The organism is Pseudomonas marginalis (assembly GCF_008692035.1).
GTDB classification, from domain to species: Bacteria; Pseudomonadota; Gammaproteobacteria; order Pseudomonadales; family Pseudomonadaceae; genus Aquipseudomonas; species Aquipseudomonas marginalis.
Window position 1 is genome coordinate 794850 of sequence record NZ_VTFG01000001.1, and the last position, 14197, is coordinate 809046.

The 14197-nt window shown below is 57.3% G+C and carries 18 protein-coding genes; 16 read left to right on the plus strand and 2 right to left on the minus strand.

Annotation, left to right across the window (positions count from 1 at the left end):
• Positions 1 to 180: 180 nt before the first annotated feature.
• Positions 181 to 2148: a DNA topoisomerase III gene (locus tag FX984_RS03415; protein ID WP_154905295.1), complete on the plus strand. Its 1968-nt coding sequence runs from the start codon at positions 181 to 183 to the stop codon at positions 2146 to 2148.
• Between the two features lie 43 nt (positions 2149 to 2191).
• Here the strand turns inward: FX984_RS03415 and FX984_RS03420 are convergent, their stop codons facing one another.
• Positions 2192 to 2449, minus strand: coding sequence for a hypothetical protein (locus FX984_RS03420; RefSeq protein ID WP_154905296.1), 258 nt, complete (start codon positions 2447 to 2449; stop codon positions 2192 to 2194).
• A 209-nt stretch (positions 2450 to 2658) separates the two neighbouring features.
• Between FX984_RS03420 and FX984_RS03425 the strand changes: the two genes are divergently transcribed.
• From FX984_RS03425 to FX984_RS03480, 12 genes are all read left to right on the plus strand, one after another.
• Positions 2659 to 3000, plus strand: a complete 342-nt coding sequence (locus tag FX984_RS03425; RefSeq protein ID WP_154905297.1) for a helix-turn-helix domain-containing protein — start codon at positions 2659 to 2661, stop codon at positions 2998 to 3000.
• Between the two features lie 902 nt (positions 3001 to 3902).
• On the plus strand, positions 3903 to 4484 hold the full coding sequence (locus tag FX984_RS03430; protein WP_154905298.1) for an STY4534 family ICE replication protein: 582 nt from the start codon (positions 3903 to 3905) through the stop codon (positions 4482 to 4484).
• Positions 4485 to 4555: 71 nt separating this feature from the next.
• Positions 4556 to 4813 (plus strand): hypothetical protein, encoded by a 258-nt coding sequence (locus FX984_RS03435; protein WP_154905299.1) that lies wholly within the window; start codon positions 4556 to 4558, stop codon positions 4811 to 4813.
• A gap of 100 nt (positions 4814 to 4913) precedes the next feature.
• Positions 4914 to 5408 (plus strand): RadC family protein, encoded by a 495-nt coding sequence (gene radC / locus FX984_RS03440; RefSeq protein WP_154905300.1) that lies wholly within the window; start codon positions 4914 to 4916, stop codon positions 5406 to 5408.
• A 52-nt stretch (positions 5409 to 5460) separates the two neighbouring features.
• On the plus strand, positions 5461 to 6207 hold the full coding sequence (locus FX984_RS03445) for a DUF5983 family protein (RefSeq protein WP_154905301.1): 747 nt from the start codon (positions 5461 to 5463) through the stop codon (positions 6205 to 6207).
• A gap of 106 nt (positions 6208 to 6313) precedes the next feature.
• On the plus strand, positions 6314 to 6856 hold the full coding sequence (gene pilL2, locus FX984_RS03450; RefSeq protein ID WP_154905302.1) for a PFGI-1 class ICE element type IV pilus protein PilL2: 543 nt from the start codon (positions 6314 to 6316) through the stop codon (positions 6854 to 6856).
• Positions 6853 to 7524: a tropomyosin gene (locus FX984_RS03455; protein ID WP_154905303.1), complete on the plus strand. Its 672-nt coding sequence runs from the start codon at positions 6853 to 6855 to the stop codon at positions 7522 to 7524. Before pilL2 ends, FX984_RS03455 begins: the two co-directional genes overlap by 4 nt.
• Positions 7525 to 7533: 9 nt before the next feature.
• On the plus strand, positions 7534 to 8253 hold the full coding sequence (locus FX984_RS03460; protein WP_154905304.1) for a TIGR03759 family integrating conjugative element protein: 720 nt from the start codon (positions 7534 to 7536) through the stop codon (positions 8251 to 8253).
• Positions 8235 to 8783, plus strand: coding sequence for a lysozyme family protein (locus FX984_RS03465; RefSeq protein WP_154905305.1), 549 nt, complete (start codon positions 8235 to 8237; stop codon positions 8781 to 8783). The genes FX984_RS03460 and FX984_RS03465 overlap by 19 nt, the downstream gene beginning before the upstream one ends.
• A complete protein-coding gene (locus FX984_RS03470) occupies positions 8780 to 9295 on the plus strand; it encodes an integrating conjugative element protein (RefSeq protein ID WP_154905306.1) in 516 nt (171 codons plus the stop codon). Before FX984_RS03465 ends, FX984_RS03470 begins: the two co-directional genes overlap by 4 nt.
• 9 nt (positions 9296 to 9304) lie before the next feature.
• Positions 9305 to 11410: a type IV conjugative transfer system coupling protein TraD gene (gene traD, locus FX984_RS03475; RefSeq protein WP_154905307.1), complete on the plus strand. Its 2106-nt coding sequence runs from the start codon at positions 9305 to 9307 to the stop codon at positions 11408 to 11410.
• A gap of 90 nt (positions 11411 to 11500) precedes the next feature.
• Positions 11501 to 12232, plus strand: a complete 732-nt coding sequence (locus tag FX984_RS03480) for a TIGR03747 family integrating conjugative element membrane protein (protein WP_154905308.1) — start codon at positions 11501 to 11503, stop codon at positions 12230 to 12232.
• A gap of 75 nt (positions 12233 to 12307) precedes the next feature.
• Here the strand turns inward: FX984_RS03480 and FX984_RS03485 are convergent, their stop codons facing one another.
• Positions 12308 to 12949: a hypothetical protein gene (locus tag FX984_RS03485; protein ID WP_154905309.1), complete on the minus strand. Its 642-nt coding sequence runs from the start codon at positions 12947 to 12949 to the stop codon at positions 12308 to 12310.
• Positions 12950 to 13236: 287 nt separating this feature from the next.
• Between FX984_RS03485 and FX984_RS03490 the strand changes: the two genes are divergently transcribed.
• From FX984_RS03490 to FX984_RS03500, 3 genes are read left to right on the plus strand one after another with little or no spacing between them, the layout of a single operon-like run.
• On the plus strand, positions 13237 to 13572 hold the full coding sequence (locus tag FX984_RS03490; RefSeq protein ID WP_154905310.1) for an integrative conjugative element protein, RAQPRD family: 336 nt from the start codon (positions 13237 to 13239) through the stop codon (positions 13570 to 13572).
• Positions 13569 to 13808: a TIGR03758 family integrating conjugative element protein gene (locus FX984_RS03495; RefSeq protein ID WP_154905311.1), complete on the plus strand. Its 240-nt coding sequence runs from the start codon at positions 13569 to 13571 to the stop codon at positions 13806 to 13808. The genes FX984_RS03490 and FX984_RS03495 overlap by 4 nt, the downstream gene beginning before the upstream one ends.
• Positions 13809 to 13825: 17 nt before the next feature.
• The gene (locus FX984_RS03500; RefSeq protein ID WP_003174125.1) at positions 13826 to 14197 is read left to right on the plus strand and encodes a TIGR03745 family integrating conjugative element membrane protein; all 372 of its coding nucleotides are present in this window, start codon (positions 13826 to 13828) and stop codon (positions 14195 to 14197) included.

The following is a 14197-nucleotide window of genomic DNA, read 5'->3' on the forward strand; positions in this document are numbered from 1 at the left end:
TGTTATTACTCGCTGTTCGTGTAGATCCACACTATCGTCCACGCTACAATCGGCTAGCGGCCTCGGACCATTTATGCCCGTCCTCACCGACTAATATGAGGAACCTGCCATTCAGGTTTCTCATATCTCGCCACCGCTGTTTCCAACAACGCTGCTCCGAACTCAATCCGGAGCAGTTCCATGCGTCTCTTCCTCTGCGAGAAACCTTCCCAAGGTCGTGACATCGCCAAGGTTCTCGGAGCCACTCGGCGCGGTGATGGTTGCCTTATCGGCACCGTTTCAACCGTCACCTGGTGTATCGGCCATCTGCTCGAGACAGCCCCACCTGAAGCCTATGGCGATCAGTACAAATCCTGGTCGTTGGCTCATCTACCGATCATTCCCACGCAGTGGCAGGTTGAGGTCAAACCCAAAACTGCGGCACAGTTCAAAGTCATCAAGCGCCTGCTCAGTGAAGCCTCCGCTGTCGTGATCGCGACCGACGCCGACCGCGAAGGTGAAATGATTGCCCGCGAGTTACTCGAACTCTGCCGGTATCGAGGTCCCGTTGAGCGGCTCTGGTTGTCCGCACTCAACGAGGCCTCGATTCGCAAAGCACTGTCCTCGCTGAAGTCTGGACAGGAGACCTTCCCGCTCTACCACTCGGCCCTGGCCCGCAGCCGCGCCGACTGGCTGATCGGCATGAACCTGAGTCGTTTGTTTACCCTCCTTGGTCGGCGGGTGGGCTACGACGGCGTACTGTCGGTTGGACGCGTCCAGACACCCACTTTACGTCTGGTGGTCGATCGGGATCGCGCGATTGCCAGCTTCGTCTCGGTGCCCTACTGGGAAGTGGAGGTGCGCCTGTCCTCCATGGGGCAACCATTCACTGCATCGTGGCAACCACCCAGCTCAGGACGAGATGAGGCCGGTCGTTGCCTGCAGCAGACGCTTGCCCGTCAGACGGCCCAAGCGATATCTTGCAGTAAGACCGCCACAGTCCTCTCGCTGCAGACTGAGCATTCCCGCGAAGCGCCACCCCTGCCGTTCGATCTGAGCACACTGCAAGAAGTCTGTTCACGCAAGCTGGGACTAGGCGCCCAGGAAACCCTGAACATCGCCCAGGCTCTGTACGAAACCCACAAAGCCACCACCTACCCGCGCAGCGATTGCCGCTATTTACCAGAGAGTATGTTCAACGAGGTACCCGCAGTATTCGATGCCCTGCTCAAAACGGATCCCGCGCTGCAGCCCGCATTGGGAAAACTCGATCAATCACTGCACTCCCGCGTGTGGAACGATGCCAAGGTCACCGCGCACCACGCCATCATCCCCACCACCGAGCCGGCGAACCTTGCGCGGATGTCCGAACAAGAACGCCAAGTCTACGAACTGATCCGTAGCCACTACCTCGCACAATTTCTGCCGCATCATGAGTTTGATCGGACCCAGGTCGAACTGCAGTGTGGCGAAGAACGATTGACCGCTGTGGGCAAACAGATCCTGGTCCAGGGCTGGAAAGGCTTGCTCTACGAAAACACCGAAGACGATGAGCCCAGTCACAAGTCCCAAGTATTGCCCGTCTTGCTACAAGGTACTCAGTGCGCAGTGGACGACGTCGAACTCAAGTCCATGCGCACTGCCGCTCCCAAACCTCTCACTGAGGGCGATCTGATCAAGGCCATGAAAAATGTGGCCAAGCTGGTCAACGACCCACGCCTGAAACAGAAACTTCGGGACACCACCGGTATCGGTACCGAAGCCACGCGAGCCGGCATCATCAAAGGGTTGATTGATCGCGGTTATTTGCTGAAGAAAAAACGCGCCTTGATGGCCTCCGCAGCGGCCCATACCCTGATCGAGGCGGTACCCGCTGCGATCGCAGATCCAGGTATGACCGCAATCTGGGAACAGGCTTTGGACGAAATCGAAGCGGGACGTCTGACTCTTGATACGTTCGTCGCCAAGCAGGCGAACTGGATTGCACAATTGGTCGAACACTGTGACCCACTCACCTTCGCGGTACCTGTCGAAGCCGGCCCGACCTGCCCCATTTGCAACGCCTCAATGCTCAGGAGAAAGGGGAAATCAGGGCCGTTCTGGTCATGCTCCCACTACCCCGACTGTAAGGGCACTGTGTCGGTCAGTAAAAATACGCGTCGCCCATGACGCACCATTGAAGATCAACATGAATATTGGGGCGATCTACCGGTCAGTGCATCATCAACGGCGACTCATCCCTCTCTAAATCGCTTAGGGGTTGCCCGATCTCACGGGCCAAGGCGATGCCTGTCGAAATCCATATCTGCCCCAGTTCGTTGAACGCTTTCAGGTGAGCAGGATTTTCGTTGAGCCAATGAACAAGGCTATCGAAGTGTTCGGGGTTATCCGGGCAATCATGGATCTTGATGAACAGCTCCAGTGTTCGATCCCAGATCTGATCCATGACGTTCTCGCTCTCCTCTTCCATGCTCAACCATTCCTCAGCTTGGCCCTATCAGACCGTTCACTCTCACTGACCATCCTGGACTCTGATTCCTGGAGGAATAGAAGCCACGTCGCATTACACAGCGATTTGAGCCAATATAACAACCCGACAAGTCGATACTCAACCGATAAGGATGTTCATGTCAATGGGTCTTTGCTCAACCATTCGGGTTGAACTGGAGAACTCATCACTTGGCACATAAACATCCAACCCAAACCCAAATCGGGCGCATGATCGCGAAGCACCGGACCGAGCGTAATCTGACCCAGGAAGAGGTGGCTGAACGCATGGGAATCGGCAGTGAAGCCATATCGCGCCTGGAGCGGGGTGTAGTGGAGCTTTCTGTGGTCAAGCTGATGCAACTGGCGGACATTTTCGACTGCCGGATAGATGAACTGCTGACGGAGTCGAGCAATCGTCCCAATGACCAAGGCCAGATGATCGCGGGTCTGCTGAGCGGACTGAAGGAAAGCGACCGTGCCTTTATCCTGGCGACCGTCGAACAGTTGGCTGCTCATCTCGCCAACAAGTGAGCTCATTCGCTCGCATTCATTATAGGGGCACTGAGGATTGCCCTCTGCCTTGACGTCATCCCGCCCTCTCTGCTGTAGTGCCTCAGGATCATCGCCAACGGCGACCCAAGACCGATGCGCTCCGGGTAGCTCGGTCGGACTCCTTGAGTTCGGAGCCTTCTCTTCTGCAGAATTTTATTCCCGCTTTGTGCTCGACCTGATCGTGGTGGCGGATGACCACTGTTGCCTCTACCAGGCAACAGCGGTCATCCGCTTCGGCGATCGTATTCAGTCCCGGAGCCCGCCGGGGAAACACTGGGCACCCTTTGTGCGCGGATGCGTGCCAGCATGTTCCGACCCAGGCCACGACAAGGGTCGGTTGGCGAATCATGCCGCAGTCAAACCAAGTTTTGCGAGGAGCTTGTCGACTGCGTAAGACCGCCAAAGGTGGCTTTTCTGTTCCTCGCCTGGCACCCGCCAGGCCCACTCTTCACTTTCTTCAGTCCAGTGACTGCCACTGTATTCCGGCCATAAAAAATCGGGTTGCGGCGTCTTGACGCTCCCCTCTGACAGGCTTATACAAAGGGCGTGGTTCGCTGTCGTTGACAGCCCAGCCCAGGTAGCTTGAACCTTCAAGGCTACGCCACATTCGTGGTGGTTTACCCAAGTGCGATCAGCGTTCGGAGGCTCGCACGATTACCGCTTCAGCGGTGATGAATGCCCACTACCCCATGCCTGCGGATCACCACCGCAGACGTTCCTCAGTTGCACCGTTATTCCGCCAGACGCATCGTTCTGATCGTCATTGGCTTGCCGATGACGAGTCGTTCATTGCTCGCCTTCACCTTACCCACCCTGACGGGGGCTCACTTCCCCGTCAGGGGCTGTGCGTCACCGTTTTCCCTTGAAACAGGAGAACCACCATGGCCCACACCAACCATTCCCAAGAAGCGACCCCATACTTCAACCTGCACACCGTCGGTATCGGCTATCTCAACCGTGTTCGTGAAGTACAAGTTCGCCGCGGCCAGCCGTTCATGGCCTGCGATATCGCCGCCCTGCACGGTGCCACCGATGCGGTCGAGTACACCCGCTTCGACTGCAAAGTCGCTGGGGGTGAAGCTGAACGCTTGATTCGTCTTTATATGGACGCGGTCAACGCCGAGAAAAAGGTCTTGCTATCGTTCCGTATCGGCGACCTGTGGATCGATCCGTTTCTCTACGAGAAAGGCGATAAACAAGGCCAACCGGGCGCCAGCCTGAAAGGTCGTTTGCTGTTCATTGACTGGATCAAGGTCAACGGCACGTTCGAGTACAAAGCGCCCGCCAGGCAGGAAGCAACAGCACCTGCTGAGCAAGCGTCAAATAGTGAGCTATCCCCACCATCGGCTGATGCCGAAGCTGAGGAGACCGAAAACTCGGCAGAGGCCCGGATCAAACCTGAATCTCCACCCACTCCCCGCACGGCCCGCCGTGATGCCACCCCTACTGCTCAGTCCGCCTGAACAGTCCACGATGTTCCTCATCAAGGCGCTCCCTCGAGCGCCTTTTCTTCGATCAGCACAGGAGAACCAACATGGAATCCTTCTGGCTTTGCGACGAGTGCCTGTTCGCTGCGGCTTACGAGGACTACAGCACGTTGTCGCTCTACTACACGACGAATGAAATCGAGAAACGCATCGCTGACATCCATCGTGGACTGGTTCGCTTAATGCCCATCAGTGCCGACTTTGATCCCGAAGCCGGCTGGGGAATAAGAGCCTTTTCCCCGTTGCCCTGCGACGGTTGTGGTTCACACCTACACGGTCAACGCCACCGATTCACTCGGCTGTAAACAGCGCGCCATCGGCTAATGCCCGCGACTCTATTTCCACCTCGGGGATACCACTCCCCTCGGGCGTGTACCCCTGATTGTTCCCTTCGGAGGTACTACCATGAGCACCCAACTCACACTGATTGAAACCTCGGATTTCGAGGCTGATCGTATCGTCCAAGAAAACCAGGTGATCGACGAAGCGCTGCATATTCTGGATCGTCGGCTGTTCACCCGCGGCCCTAACCTGACGTCGCCTGACGCCGTGACCTCATACCTAAAACTGCATCTTGCGCAACAAGAGCATGAAGTCTTCGGTGTGATATTTCTCGATGCCAAGCACCGCGTGTTGACGTTCGAAGTCCTCTTTCACGGCAGCATAGATGGCGCCAGCGTTTACCCCCGCCAAGTCGTTAAGCGCTCCCTAGCGCATAACGCTGCGGCCGCCATTTTTGTTCACAACCACCCCTCAGGTTGTACGGAACCCAGCCAGGCGGATCGCGTCTTGACCGCACGGTTGAAGGAGGCCTTGGCCTTGATCGAAGTACGCGTACTGGATCACTTCATCGTGGGTGAAGGTCGTCCGCTCTCCCTTGCCGAACATGGCTGGCTCTAACCCTTACAGGCGTCTTCGGGCGCCTAGTTCATTTTCATTCCGGAGAACCCTCATGAATCTCACACCCCAAGCCGTAGCCCTGCTGGCAGCCTCAAACCCATTTGCTCGCGGTTACGACAACCTTCATATCGAACGGCTGCTACTGATCACCTACGAAAACGACTGCCCTCCCTGCTTTCGACCCGTGCACGACTCACAAGCCCATCTGCCCGACGATGAGCTGCAACTGTTCCCCTGCCTGTTCAATGACGATTTCGCCTTGATCAGCGAAGGCCAATCCATTCCGGATGATTTGGATGAACGCTGCCAGTCCACCGGGCTGGTTCGCCAAGTGATCTACGCCGTGATTGGCGAAATGCTCAACGAGCGCTATCACGTTGGCGACCTGTACTCCCTGGAAGAAGCCCAAGCCATGGTCCATCGCTTGAGCTTCGAAACGGGACACTACAGTCGAGCTTGGGAGATCAGTACCGCACACCTTCCTGAAGAAGCGATGCTCTATCTGGAAGGGTGGATCAGTCACTCCGCTCCGCGACAAACCGGCCTCTTGTTCGAGCTTTTTACGCTGCCAGATTGCTGCGGTATCGGTTGCAAACTGATCGGCACGCCATGGACCGACGATAACCTGGTGAAGATTGAGGGCCGTCTTTACTCATCGCTGAGGCAAGAGCAACTCGATGCCGGTACGCCAGTAGCGTTGATCGAGGTGCTGTACCTCGCGGCATTGGCGGATGTGCGATTGTTGATCTTCGACCCCGACGCTCCCGTTTTGGATGGGCTCGCCATTTTTGATGAATAGCAACGTGTTCAGCGTTAACACGACCCGCCTTGAATCAACTTTCTCACTGAATCGCTCCTTCATCTCATGTCAGGTTCTGCACTGAATCTGACATGAGGTTTTTTCCATGGAGCGTTTTTTCACGCCTGTCTGCCTACTGGGTTTACTGAGCGCCTGCACCGCGCAAATCCCCAACCCTTTGCCGACCAATCCAGAGATAGACAGCAGCCCCAATCGGGCCCAGCTCTCGAGGGGGCCAATCGAAGGAAGCCATCCGGCAGAACTCCGCTATGGTCGCTATACGCTGATCAGCACCGAGCCCACCACGGAACAACGCGATCTTCTTGCCCAAATCATTGACGTGAGCATCCCGTCCAGCCTGAACCCTTCGGTGCAGGATGCATTGCAGTACGTATTGCAGCGCTCGGGCTATTCGCTCTGCCCCGTTACCGCGTCCGTGAGGGTGCTGTTTACTCGGCCCCTGCCCGCGGCCCATTACCGGCTCGGCCCGATCTCTTTGCGCCGCGCGCTACAAGTGCTCGCTGGCCCCGCCTGGCAACTCACGACCGACGAAGTCCGCCGTTCGGTCTGCTTCGAAGAGCAGAAAACGGAGGCCGGCGTCGCGCTGATCACACCCCTCTCGCCCCATCTGTTGGAGGCACGCCCATGAGAGCCTCGACGTTTCAAACCCTCATCATTGGGCTGCTTTGCTTGGCGGTCGCCGGCCTGAGCGGTGGTTTGTATAACCAGTATCAACGCGTGGCCGAACTGCAGAGCACGAACACGCAATACCGACAAACCCTGGACTCCCTGCAACATGATTCAAGCGCCCTCAAGGACGCCCAGGAGAAACTGCAGTACGCGCTGAAAGACCTGAAGCAGATGGTCGATACTGGTGAGCAACAGGCCAATACCCTCGATCCGATGTTGGATCAGTGGGCGCAAGAGATACAGGGACTGCGCGATGGTCTCGCAGCCCGCGCCACCCAGGCAGACCTGACAGCGCTGCGCGCACGCCTTGAGCACGTCGAGCAACAGCTCCCGGAGCTCAAGACCCAGCCATCACCCCCACCACCGACGTCTTCCACGACCAAGCCGAAACAGAAGGCTCGCCCCAAGCCCGTCCCCCTCTCGCCCCCGTTCTCTGTGTTGGGGGTCGAATCTCGTGGTGGTGAGCGCTTTCTGGCAGTCGTGCCTCAAGACAGTCGCTCGCTCAGAGATGTTCGACTGCTGCATAGCGGCGAGCAGCTCGGCGCCTGGCACCTGAAAGTGCTGGAACCGAACTCCGCCATCTTCGCGCTGGCCGCGCAGCCAGACCAGACCGTGCACTTCCCTTGAGACGCGGTCATGAACAGAGCGCTACTACCCACCATTGTCTGTCTCGCTTCGCTACTGGCCATAGGCGCTGCGATGAGTAACCCCGTCACGACACAGTCACGGTTCCGGGACACGCAGTCCGCTCCCCTGGGGCGCTCTGACTCTGAACAGGCTGCGAGCTGGGGTCTGACGGAGCAGGAGTGGACGCGCTTCGAACAGATCCAAGCCGGCCCGCGTGGTTTCTGGAGCCCGAACCTCGATCCGCTGACCGCACTCGGAGTCGAGGCCCAGACCGACCAAGAGCGCCAGCGCTTTGCCGAATTACAGGTAGCGCTGGAAGCCAAACGCGCCGAGCGCGAATTGGCCTACCAAAACGCTTACACCGCGGCCTGGGCCAAGCTGTTTCCCGGGCTGCTGCCAATCCATGGCATGGCATCCCCGTCCCCTGTCAGCTCATCGGTCGCGCCACGCCAGGCCCTGTTTGTGGAGGACCATTGCCCGGCGTGCACCGCTGAAGCGCAGCGTCTGCAAAGCAGTGACGCTGCGTTCGATATCTACCTGGTGGGCAGCCAAGGCGAGGATGACCGCGTCCGTAGCTGGGCTCGGCAAACAAACATCGATCCGGCCAAGGTGCAACACCGGCAAATCACCTTGAACCATGACCGTGGTCGCTGGTTCAGCCTAGGTGCCCCGGGACCATTGCCCGCCACATTTCAACAGGTGAATGGACAATGGCAACGCCTCAACTGAGTGGTATTGCTCTGATGTTGGCGATGCTGGCGGCTCAGGCCGAGGAGCTTCCACCACCAGCCTACCAACTGGCGGCGCATGACGCCGACATCCCTTCTACGGTGCTGTTCACGATTGCCCTGCAGGAGAGTGGTATCCGCGTCCGTGGTCGACTGCTGCCCTGGCCGTGGACCCTGAACATCGCCGGAACACCCTACCGTTTCGCCACTCGCCAGGCCGCCTGTCACGCCTTGCTTCAGGCGCTCGCGGGTCATGACGCCAAGCGGGTCGATGCCGGACTCGGACAAACCAACCTGGGTTACCACGGACAACGTTTTTCCAGCCCCTGCGAAGCCCTCGATCCCTACCGAAACCTAGCCGTGACAGCCTCGCTGTTGCACGAGCATCACGCCGCCACCGGTGATTGGGTATCAGCTGCCGGACGCTATCACCGCCCGGCGGGAGGAATGCCGGCCGCGCGTTACCGCGCCGGATTTTCCCGGCAACTCGAACGGTTTCTGGTTTCCTTCGAACAAGGCACACCACCATGAAGCGAATACCTCTTGCCTGTTATTGCATCCTATTCTTGGCACCTTTTACCCAGGCGCAATTGACCGTAGCCGGGGATCAGCCTAGCGACTTCACCCGACCCCCTTTTCAAGTTGCCAGGCCGTCAATAAACAACAAGATCCAGCCTGATCGGGCCATGCATGCGGACCTGTCCACGTTCTCCGATGAAGCCTGGATACTGCCCGTCCGCAGCTCTCACTTGAGCCCCGGCCAGATCACGTCTCGTGCCCTGAACATGCCGGGCTTGCGGCCCTTTTTCCTGGTGGGTGAGGATCCCCACTCACTGGCTTGGTTGCGTCAACGCGCGGCTGAACTGCAGGAAATGGGCGCGGCTGGCCTCGCCGTCGAAGTGGCCGATACTGAAGCCCTGGGCCGGATTCGAGCAGCCGCTCCGGGCATCACCATTCTGCCGGTCAACGGCAACGACGTCGCCACTCGCCTGCAGATAGAGCACTATCCCGTCTTGATCACTGCCACCTCACTGGAACAGTGAGCCCAGGTCATGGCCGAGCATGCGATGGAGTCCAAGCTCCGGCCAGCGGTGGAGCTGTACACCGTAGCGATCTGCATCGCCGCCGCGGTGTTGTGCGTGTACTCGCCCTGGGCTGTGGCCATGTCACCCGAGATCGGTTTGGTTGCAGCGCTGGCCTATGCCCTGTTCGGCCTGATCCGGCTGCGACAAGCCTGGGAGGTGCTGCGCTATCGGCGCAATATCCGTCGGCTGCCGCGCTACGAACTGACCAGTCGCCAGATTCCGGTCAGCCGAAAGCGTCTGTTCATGGGGCGCGGCTTTCGCTGGACCCGCCTGCACACCCAGCGCTTGATCGAAGCTCAAGACCCGGCGGTCGCTCACTATGTCGACCAACCGACCTGTTACCGCCTGGCCCGTGGACTCGAACGGCGCCTGGAACATGCAGCGTTTCCACTCTCGACATTGGCCCGTGTCACCGCCTGGGATAGCGCGTTCAATCCGTTGCGCCCTTTGCCCCCGGTCGGTGGTTCGCCGCTATTGCATGGGGTCGAACCCGACGAAACGGAAGTCAGTCTGCCGCTGGGCGAACGGGTCGGGCACACACTGGTGCTGGGTACTACCCGTGTTGGGAAGACCCGGCTCGCCGAAGTGTACATCACCCAGGACATTCACCGCGTCGAACATGAGGTGGTCATCGTCTTCGATCCGAAGGGCGATGCCGACCTGCTCAAACGGATGTACGTCGAAGCCAAACGCGCTGGTCGGGAAAAGGAGTTTTATGTTTTCCATCTAGGCTGGCCGGAGATCTCCGCCCGCTACAACGCCGTGGGACGTTTCGGACGCATTTCGGAAGTGGCGTCGCGCATCGCGGGGCAGCTCAGTGGTGAAGGCAACTCTGCGGCCTTCCGTGAGTTCGCCTGGCGTTTCGTCAACATCATCGCCCGGGCACTGATCGAGCTGGGCCGACGTCCGGACTACTTGCAGATCCAGCGACATGTGGTCAACATCGACGCACTGTTCATCGAATATGCCCAGCAGTTTTTCGCCAAGACCGACCCGAAGGCGTGGGAAGTGATCGTCCAGCTTGAAGGCAAACTCAACGAGAAGAACATTCCCCGGCATATGGTGGGGCGCGAAAAGCGTGTGGTGGCCATCGAGCAGTATCTGGCGGCGAAACGGGTATTTGATCCCGTACTGGATGGATTGCGTTCAGCGGTGCGGTACGACCGCACCTATTTCGACAAAATCGTTGCTTCACTGCTGCCGCTGCTGGAGAAACTCACCACCGGTAAGACAGCCCAGTTGCTGGCCCCCAACTACACCGATCTGAATGACCCACGACCGATCTTTGACTGGATACAGATCATCCGGAAACGCGGCATCGTGTATGTCGGCCTGGATGCGCTGACCGACGCCGAGGTGGCCGCCGCTGTGGGCAACTCCATGTTCGCCGACTTGGTCTCGGTCGCCGGACACATCTACAAACACGGCATAGACCATGGCCTGCCCCAATCAGGTAACAACAGTGACAAGTTGCCGATCAACCTCCACGCCGATGAGTTCAACGAGTTGATGGGTGATGAATTCATCCCGCTGATCAATAAGGGTGGCGGTGCCGGTATCCAGGTAACCGCCTACACCCAGACCCTCAGCGATATCGAAGCACGTATCGGCAACCGCGCCAAAGCTGGCCAGGTTATTGGCAACTTCAACACCCTGCAGATGCTGCGGGTGCGCGAAACCGCCACCGCAGAACTGCTCACCCAGCAGTTGCCCAAGGTCAACGTGCTGACCAAGACCCTGGTGTCGGGGGCGACTGACACCTCCGATCCCGAGGCCAAGACGGACTTCACCTCATCCTCACAGGACCGCGTCAGCAGCACCAGTGTGCCGTTGATCGAACCGGCTCACATCGTCAGTTTGCCCAAGGGGCAAATGTTCTCCTTCCAGGCCGGTGGACAACTCTGGAAAGTGCGCATGCCGCTGCCAAAAGCCTCCAACGACGATGCTATGCCCAAGGACCTGCAGGAACTCACTCAACGGATGCGGGCCACCTACAACGAGCAAGCAGGGCAATGGTGGAGCGCTAGCGGTGACGGCCCAACAACAAACTTTGATTTGGATCGGGTGGGGTAGCCCGCCTCCGCCACCGGTTTCTATTCAGCAGAAAACTATCCAGAAGGCGTCGTGACCACATCAACACTGCAGCGCGCAATGGAGTGAACGATGGCAACTTCCGCCCAGAACTCGCCGCCACAACCGATCCAGCGTCCGGGAATGATCGTCTCAGCCATCAACCTGGTCCTGCGCATCATCGGTTTGCTGATCGCCTCGTTGCTGTTCTCGATTCTGATCGAGTTCGCCGGCTTGCTGCTGTTCTGGGGTGATCAGGGCTGGCGGCATAGTGAGGCCATGCTAACCAGTGAGTTGGGTTGGCTCAGCGAGCACTTCAAATATTCACTCATCCTCCAACAACCCGGACAGACGATTGTCCAGTGGCTGGATTTCCTCAATCAGTGGCTGGTGGTCAAGACCGGTTTGGCGGATTTTGCCCAGCAGGCGCGAGTGGCGAGTCAGGGCAACGGTCTCTGGAGTGGGATCAACCAGCTATATGTGCATATCGAGGACTTTGTACTGTCGGCGGTGTATGTCACTTTCACCTTCGTGGTGCGCCTAACCATTCTAATCCTGGCCACACCACTATTTTTGTTGGCCACGCTCACCGGTTTTGTCGATGGTTTGATGCGCCGCGACCTGCGCAAGTTCGGCGCAGGACGAGAAAGCAGTTTTGTCTATCACCGCGCTAAACGAGCAGTGATACCGCTGCTGATCGTGCCCTGGGTCATTTACCTGTCCCTACCCTTTTCGCTCAATCCTATGGTCGTTTTTCTACCTTGCGCCGTAACGCTTGGTCTGACCACTGTAATTACGTCGTCGACTTTTAAGAAATACCTTTGACTCAATATAACAACGCCCCAAGCCAAAATACCTTCTGCCTTACCCCAAAACCATGAATAACTCATAGACCGAACACTAAGCCGCATCCCCCAAAACTTTACTCAGGTGCCGTCTAATAGAAATTATGGCATTGAAAGTAACTCTAACCTTTTCCTCCGTCAGTTTTGGAGGATAAGCTCTGATCATAGTCCCACCATGACTCACCCCGACATAATAATCACATCCATTAAGAAGAAACTCCCTCACATAACCTACTTGCTTAAACTCCTGCACCAACACGACCACTTCCCGATCAAGCACAGAGAGATTGCTTACCAACGTAGACTCCATCAGATGAACTGCATCATTAAGCTCTCGACAAGTATACGACGCATAGTTCCCACTAAAATCCGAACTCCAAATATTTGCCCCCACCTGGGTTCTTTCGAAGTCAAACTTACTTATTACGCCAGCCGCATCCTTCCTATCAAGAATCACGAACGGGCTCTCGCGATACTCAATAGTTCCACCACCCTCACTATAAACCATATTAATCGGCCTAAGTGAAATCTCTAACGCTTCCATAAATCTCTTATATGGGTACCTAACCACTTGCTCTTCAAGAAGACTTTTCCGATATTCCTGAACCAAAGAAAAAACAAGTATGGCGAGCGAAGAAACAATAACAACCCAACCCGTGAAATTAACTTTTCGAACCCCTACCGCTTTGAATTCCAAGTGCCTCCCTTCACTCCAGCCAAGGCAATTACAAAGGCAAGCAACGACAACAAATAGCTCACAAGACTCCTCCAATTTTTTACGACCCAGAATTTTTCACTTATCTCTTTAAGGGCTTTTTACACAAACGGCTATTCCCCCGCTTGAGCTTGCCCTCTGGAGTTATGCCTGTAGTAAGGTTCAACGTTGCTCTCCCTCATCAATACGATAGCCTTCGTCTCAATTTTTCTGCAGCTATATTGCCACCCTTCCCCGATTCTGCCCCTAGTTAACTCAGGGCCATAATCATGCCTGCTTCTGTCATTCACTACCTGTTACTTCTCCCGCTGGCCATCCTCCATGGCAGTTGCTGTGCCGCATCCGCCCATGAACAGGTCCAACTCGGCTTTATCCAACGGCAACTCGACACTATAGAGACCTCAGCCCATAAAGCCGAAGCGTCCAGTATTGCTGAACCAAACGAACGCTATCGCTTCGACTATCCCCAATTGATCCAAGATATCCAGCGCATCCGTCACGGTGTGCAGGACTATCTGTCCCCCTCTCGCGCTCAACCTCGCGATCCCACTGAATTGGTCGGCGATTACCGCCTCGACGCTCCGTCCGCGGAGCCGTCGCCATGAGCATGACTGATGCCCAGACCTCTGCGTTCCAAAACGCCTCCGGTTTCTCCGCACAGAGCAGTTCGACGCTGTGGCTGTCCCTGGTTCTAGTCCTGGCTTTGCTTTGGTGTGCCTGGGTGATGTGGACGGCTTACCGGGGGTGGGCCGCCGGCAGTGTGCGCTTTGGAGCCTTCGGTGGCAGCGCCGCTCGCGTACTGCTCACCTTGCTGGTTTTGATGTTCTTCACCCTGTCCTAACCCAGGAGATCGCCTCCATGCTCAAGTGCCTTGTCCCCCTGAAAAACAACCTGCGTGATCGTGCCAGCCAGCGCTTGATCGGTCTGCTGCTGGTGCTCGGTCCAAGCCTGGCTTTTGCCGAACTCCCGACCATGGAGGCTCCTTCACGTGGTGAAGGATCAGGGTTGATCGAGACGATCAAAAACTACGCCTACGACGGCGGCATCCTGCTCGGACTGCTAATCGCCCTGCTCGCGTTTCTCGGCGTGGCTTGGCACTCACTAACTGTCTATGCCGACGTGCAGAACCAGCGCAAGACCTGGAAGGACCTTGGGGCAGTGGTCGGCATCGGTGCCCTGCTGGTGGTGATCATCATCTGGTTCCTGACCAAGGCTGCCGCGATTCTGTGA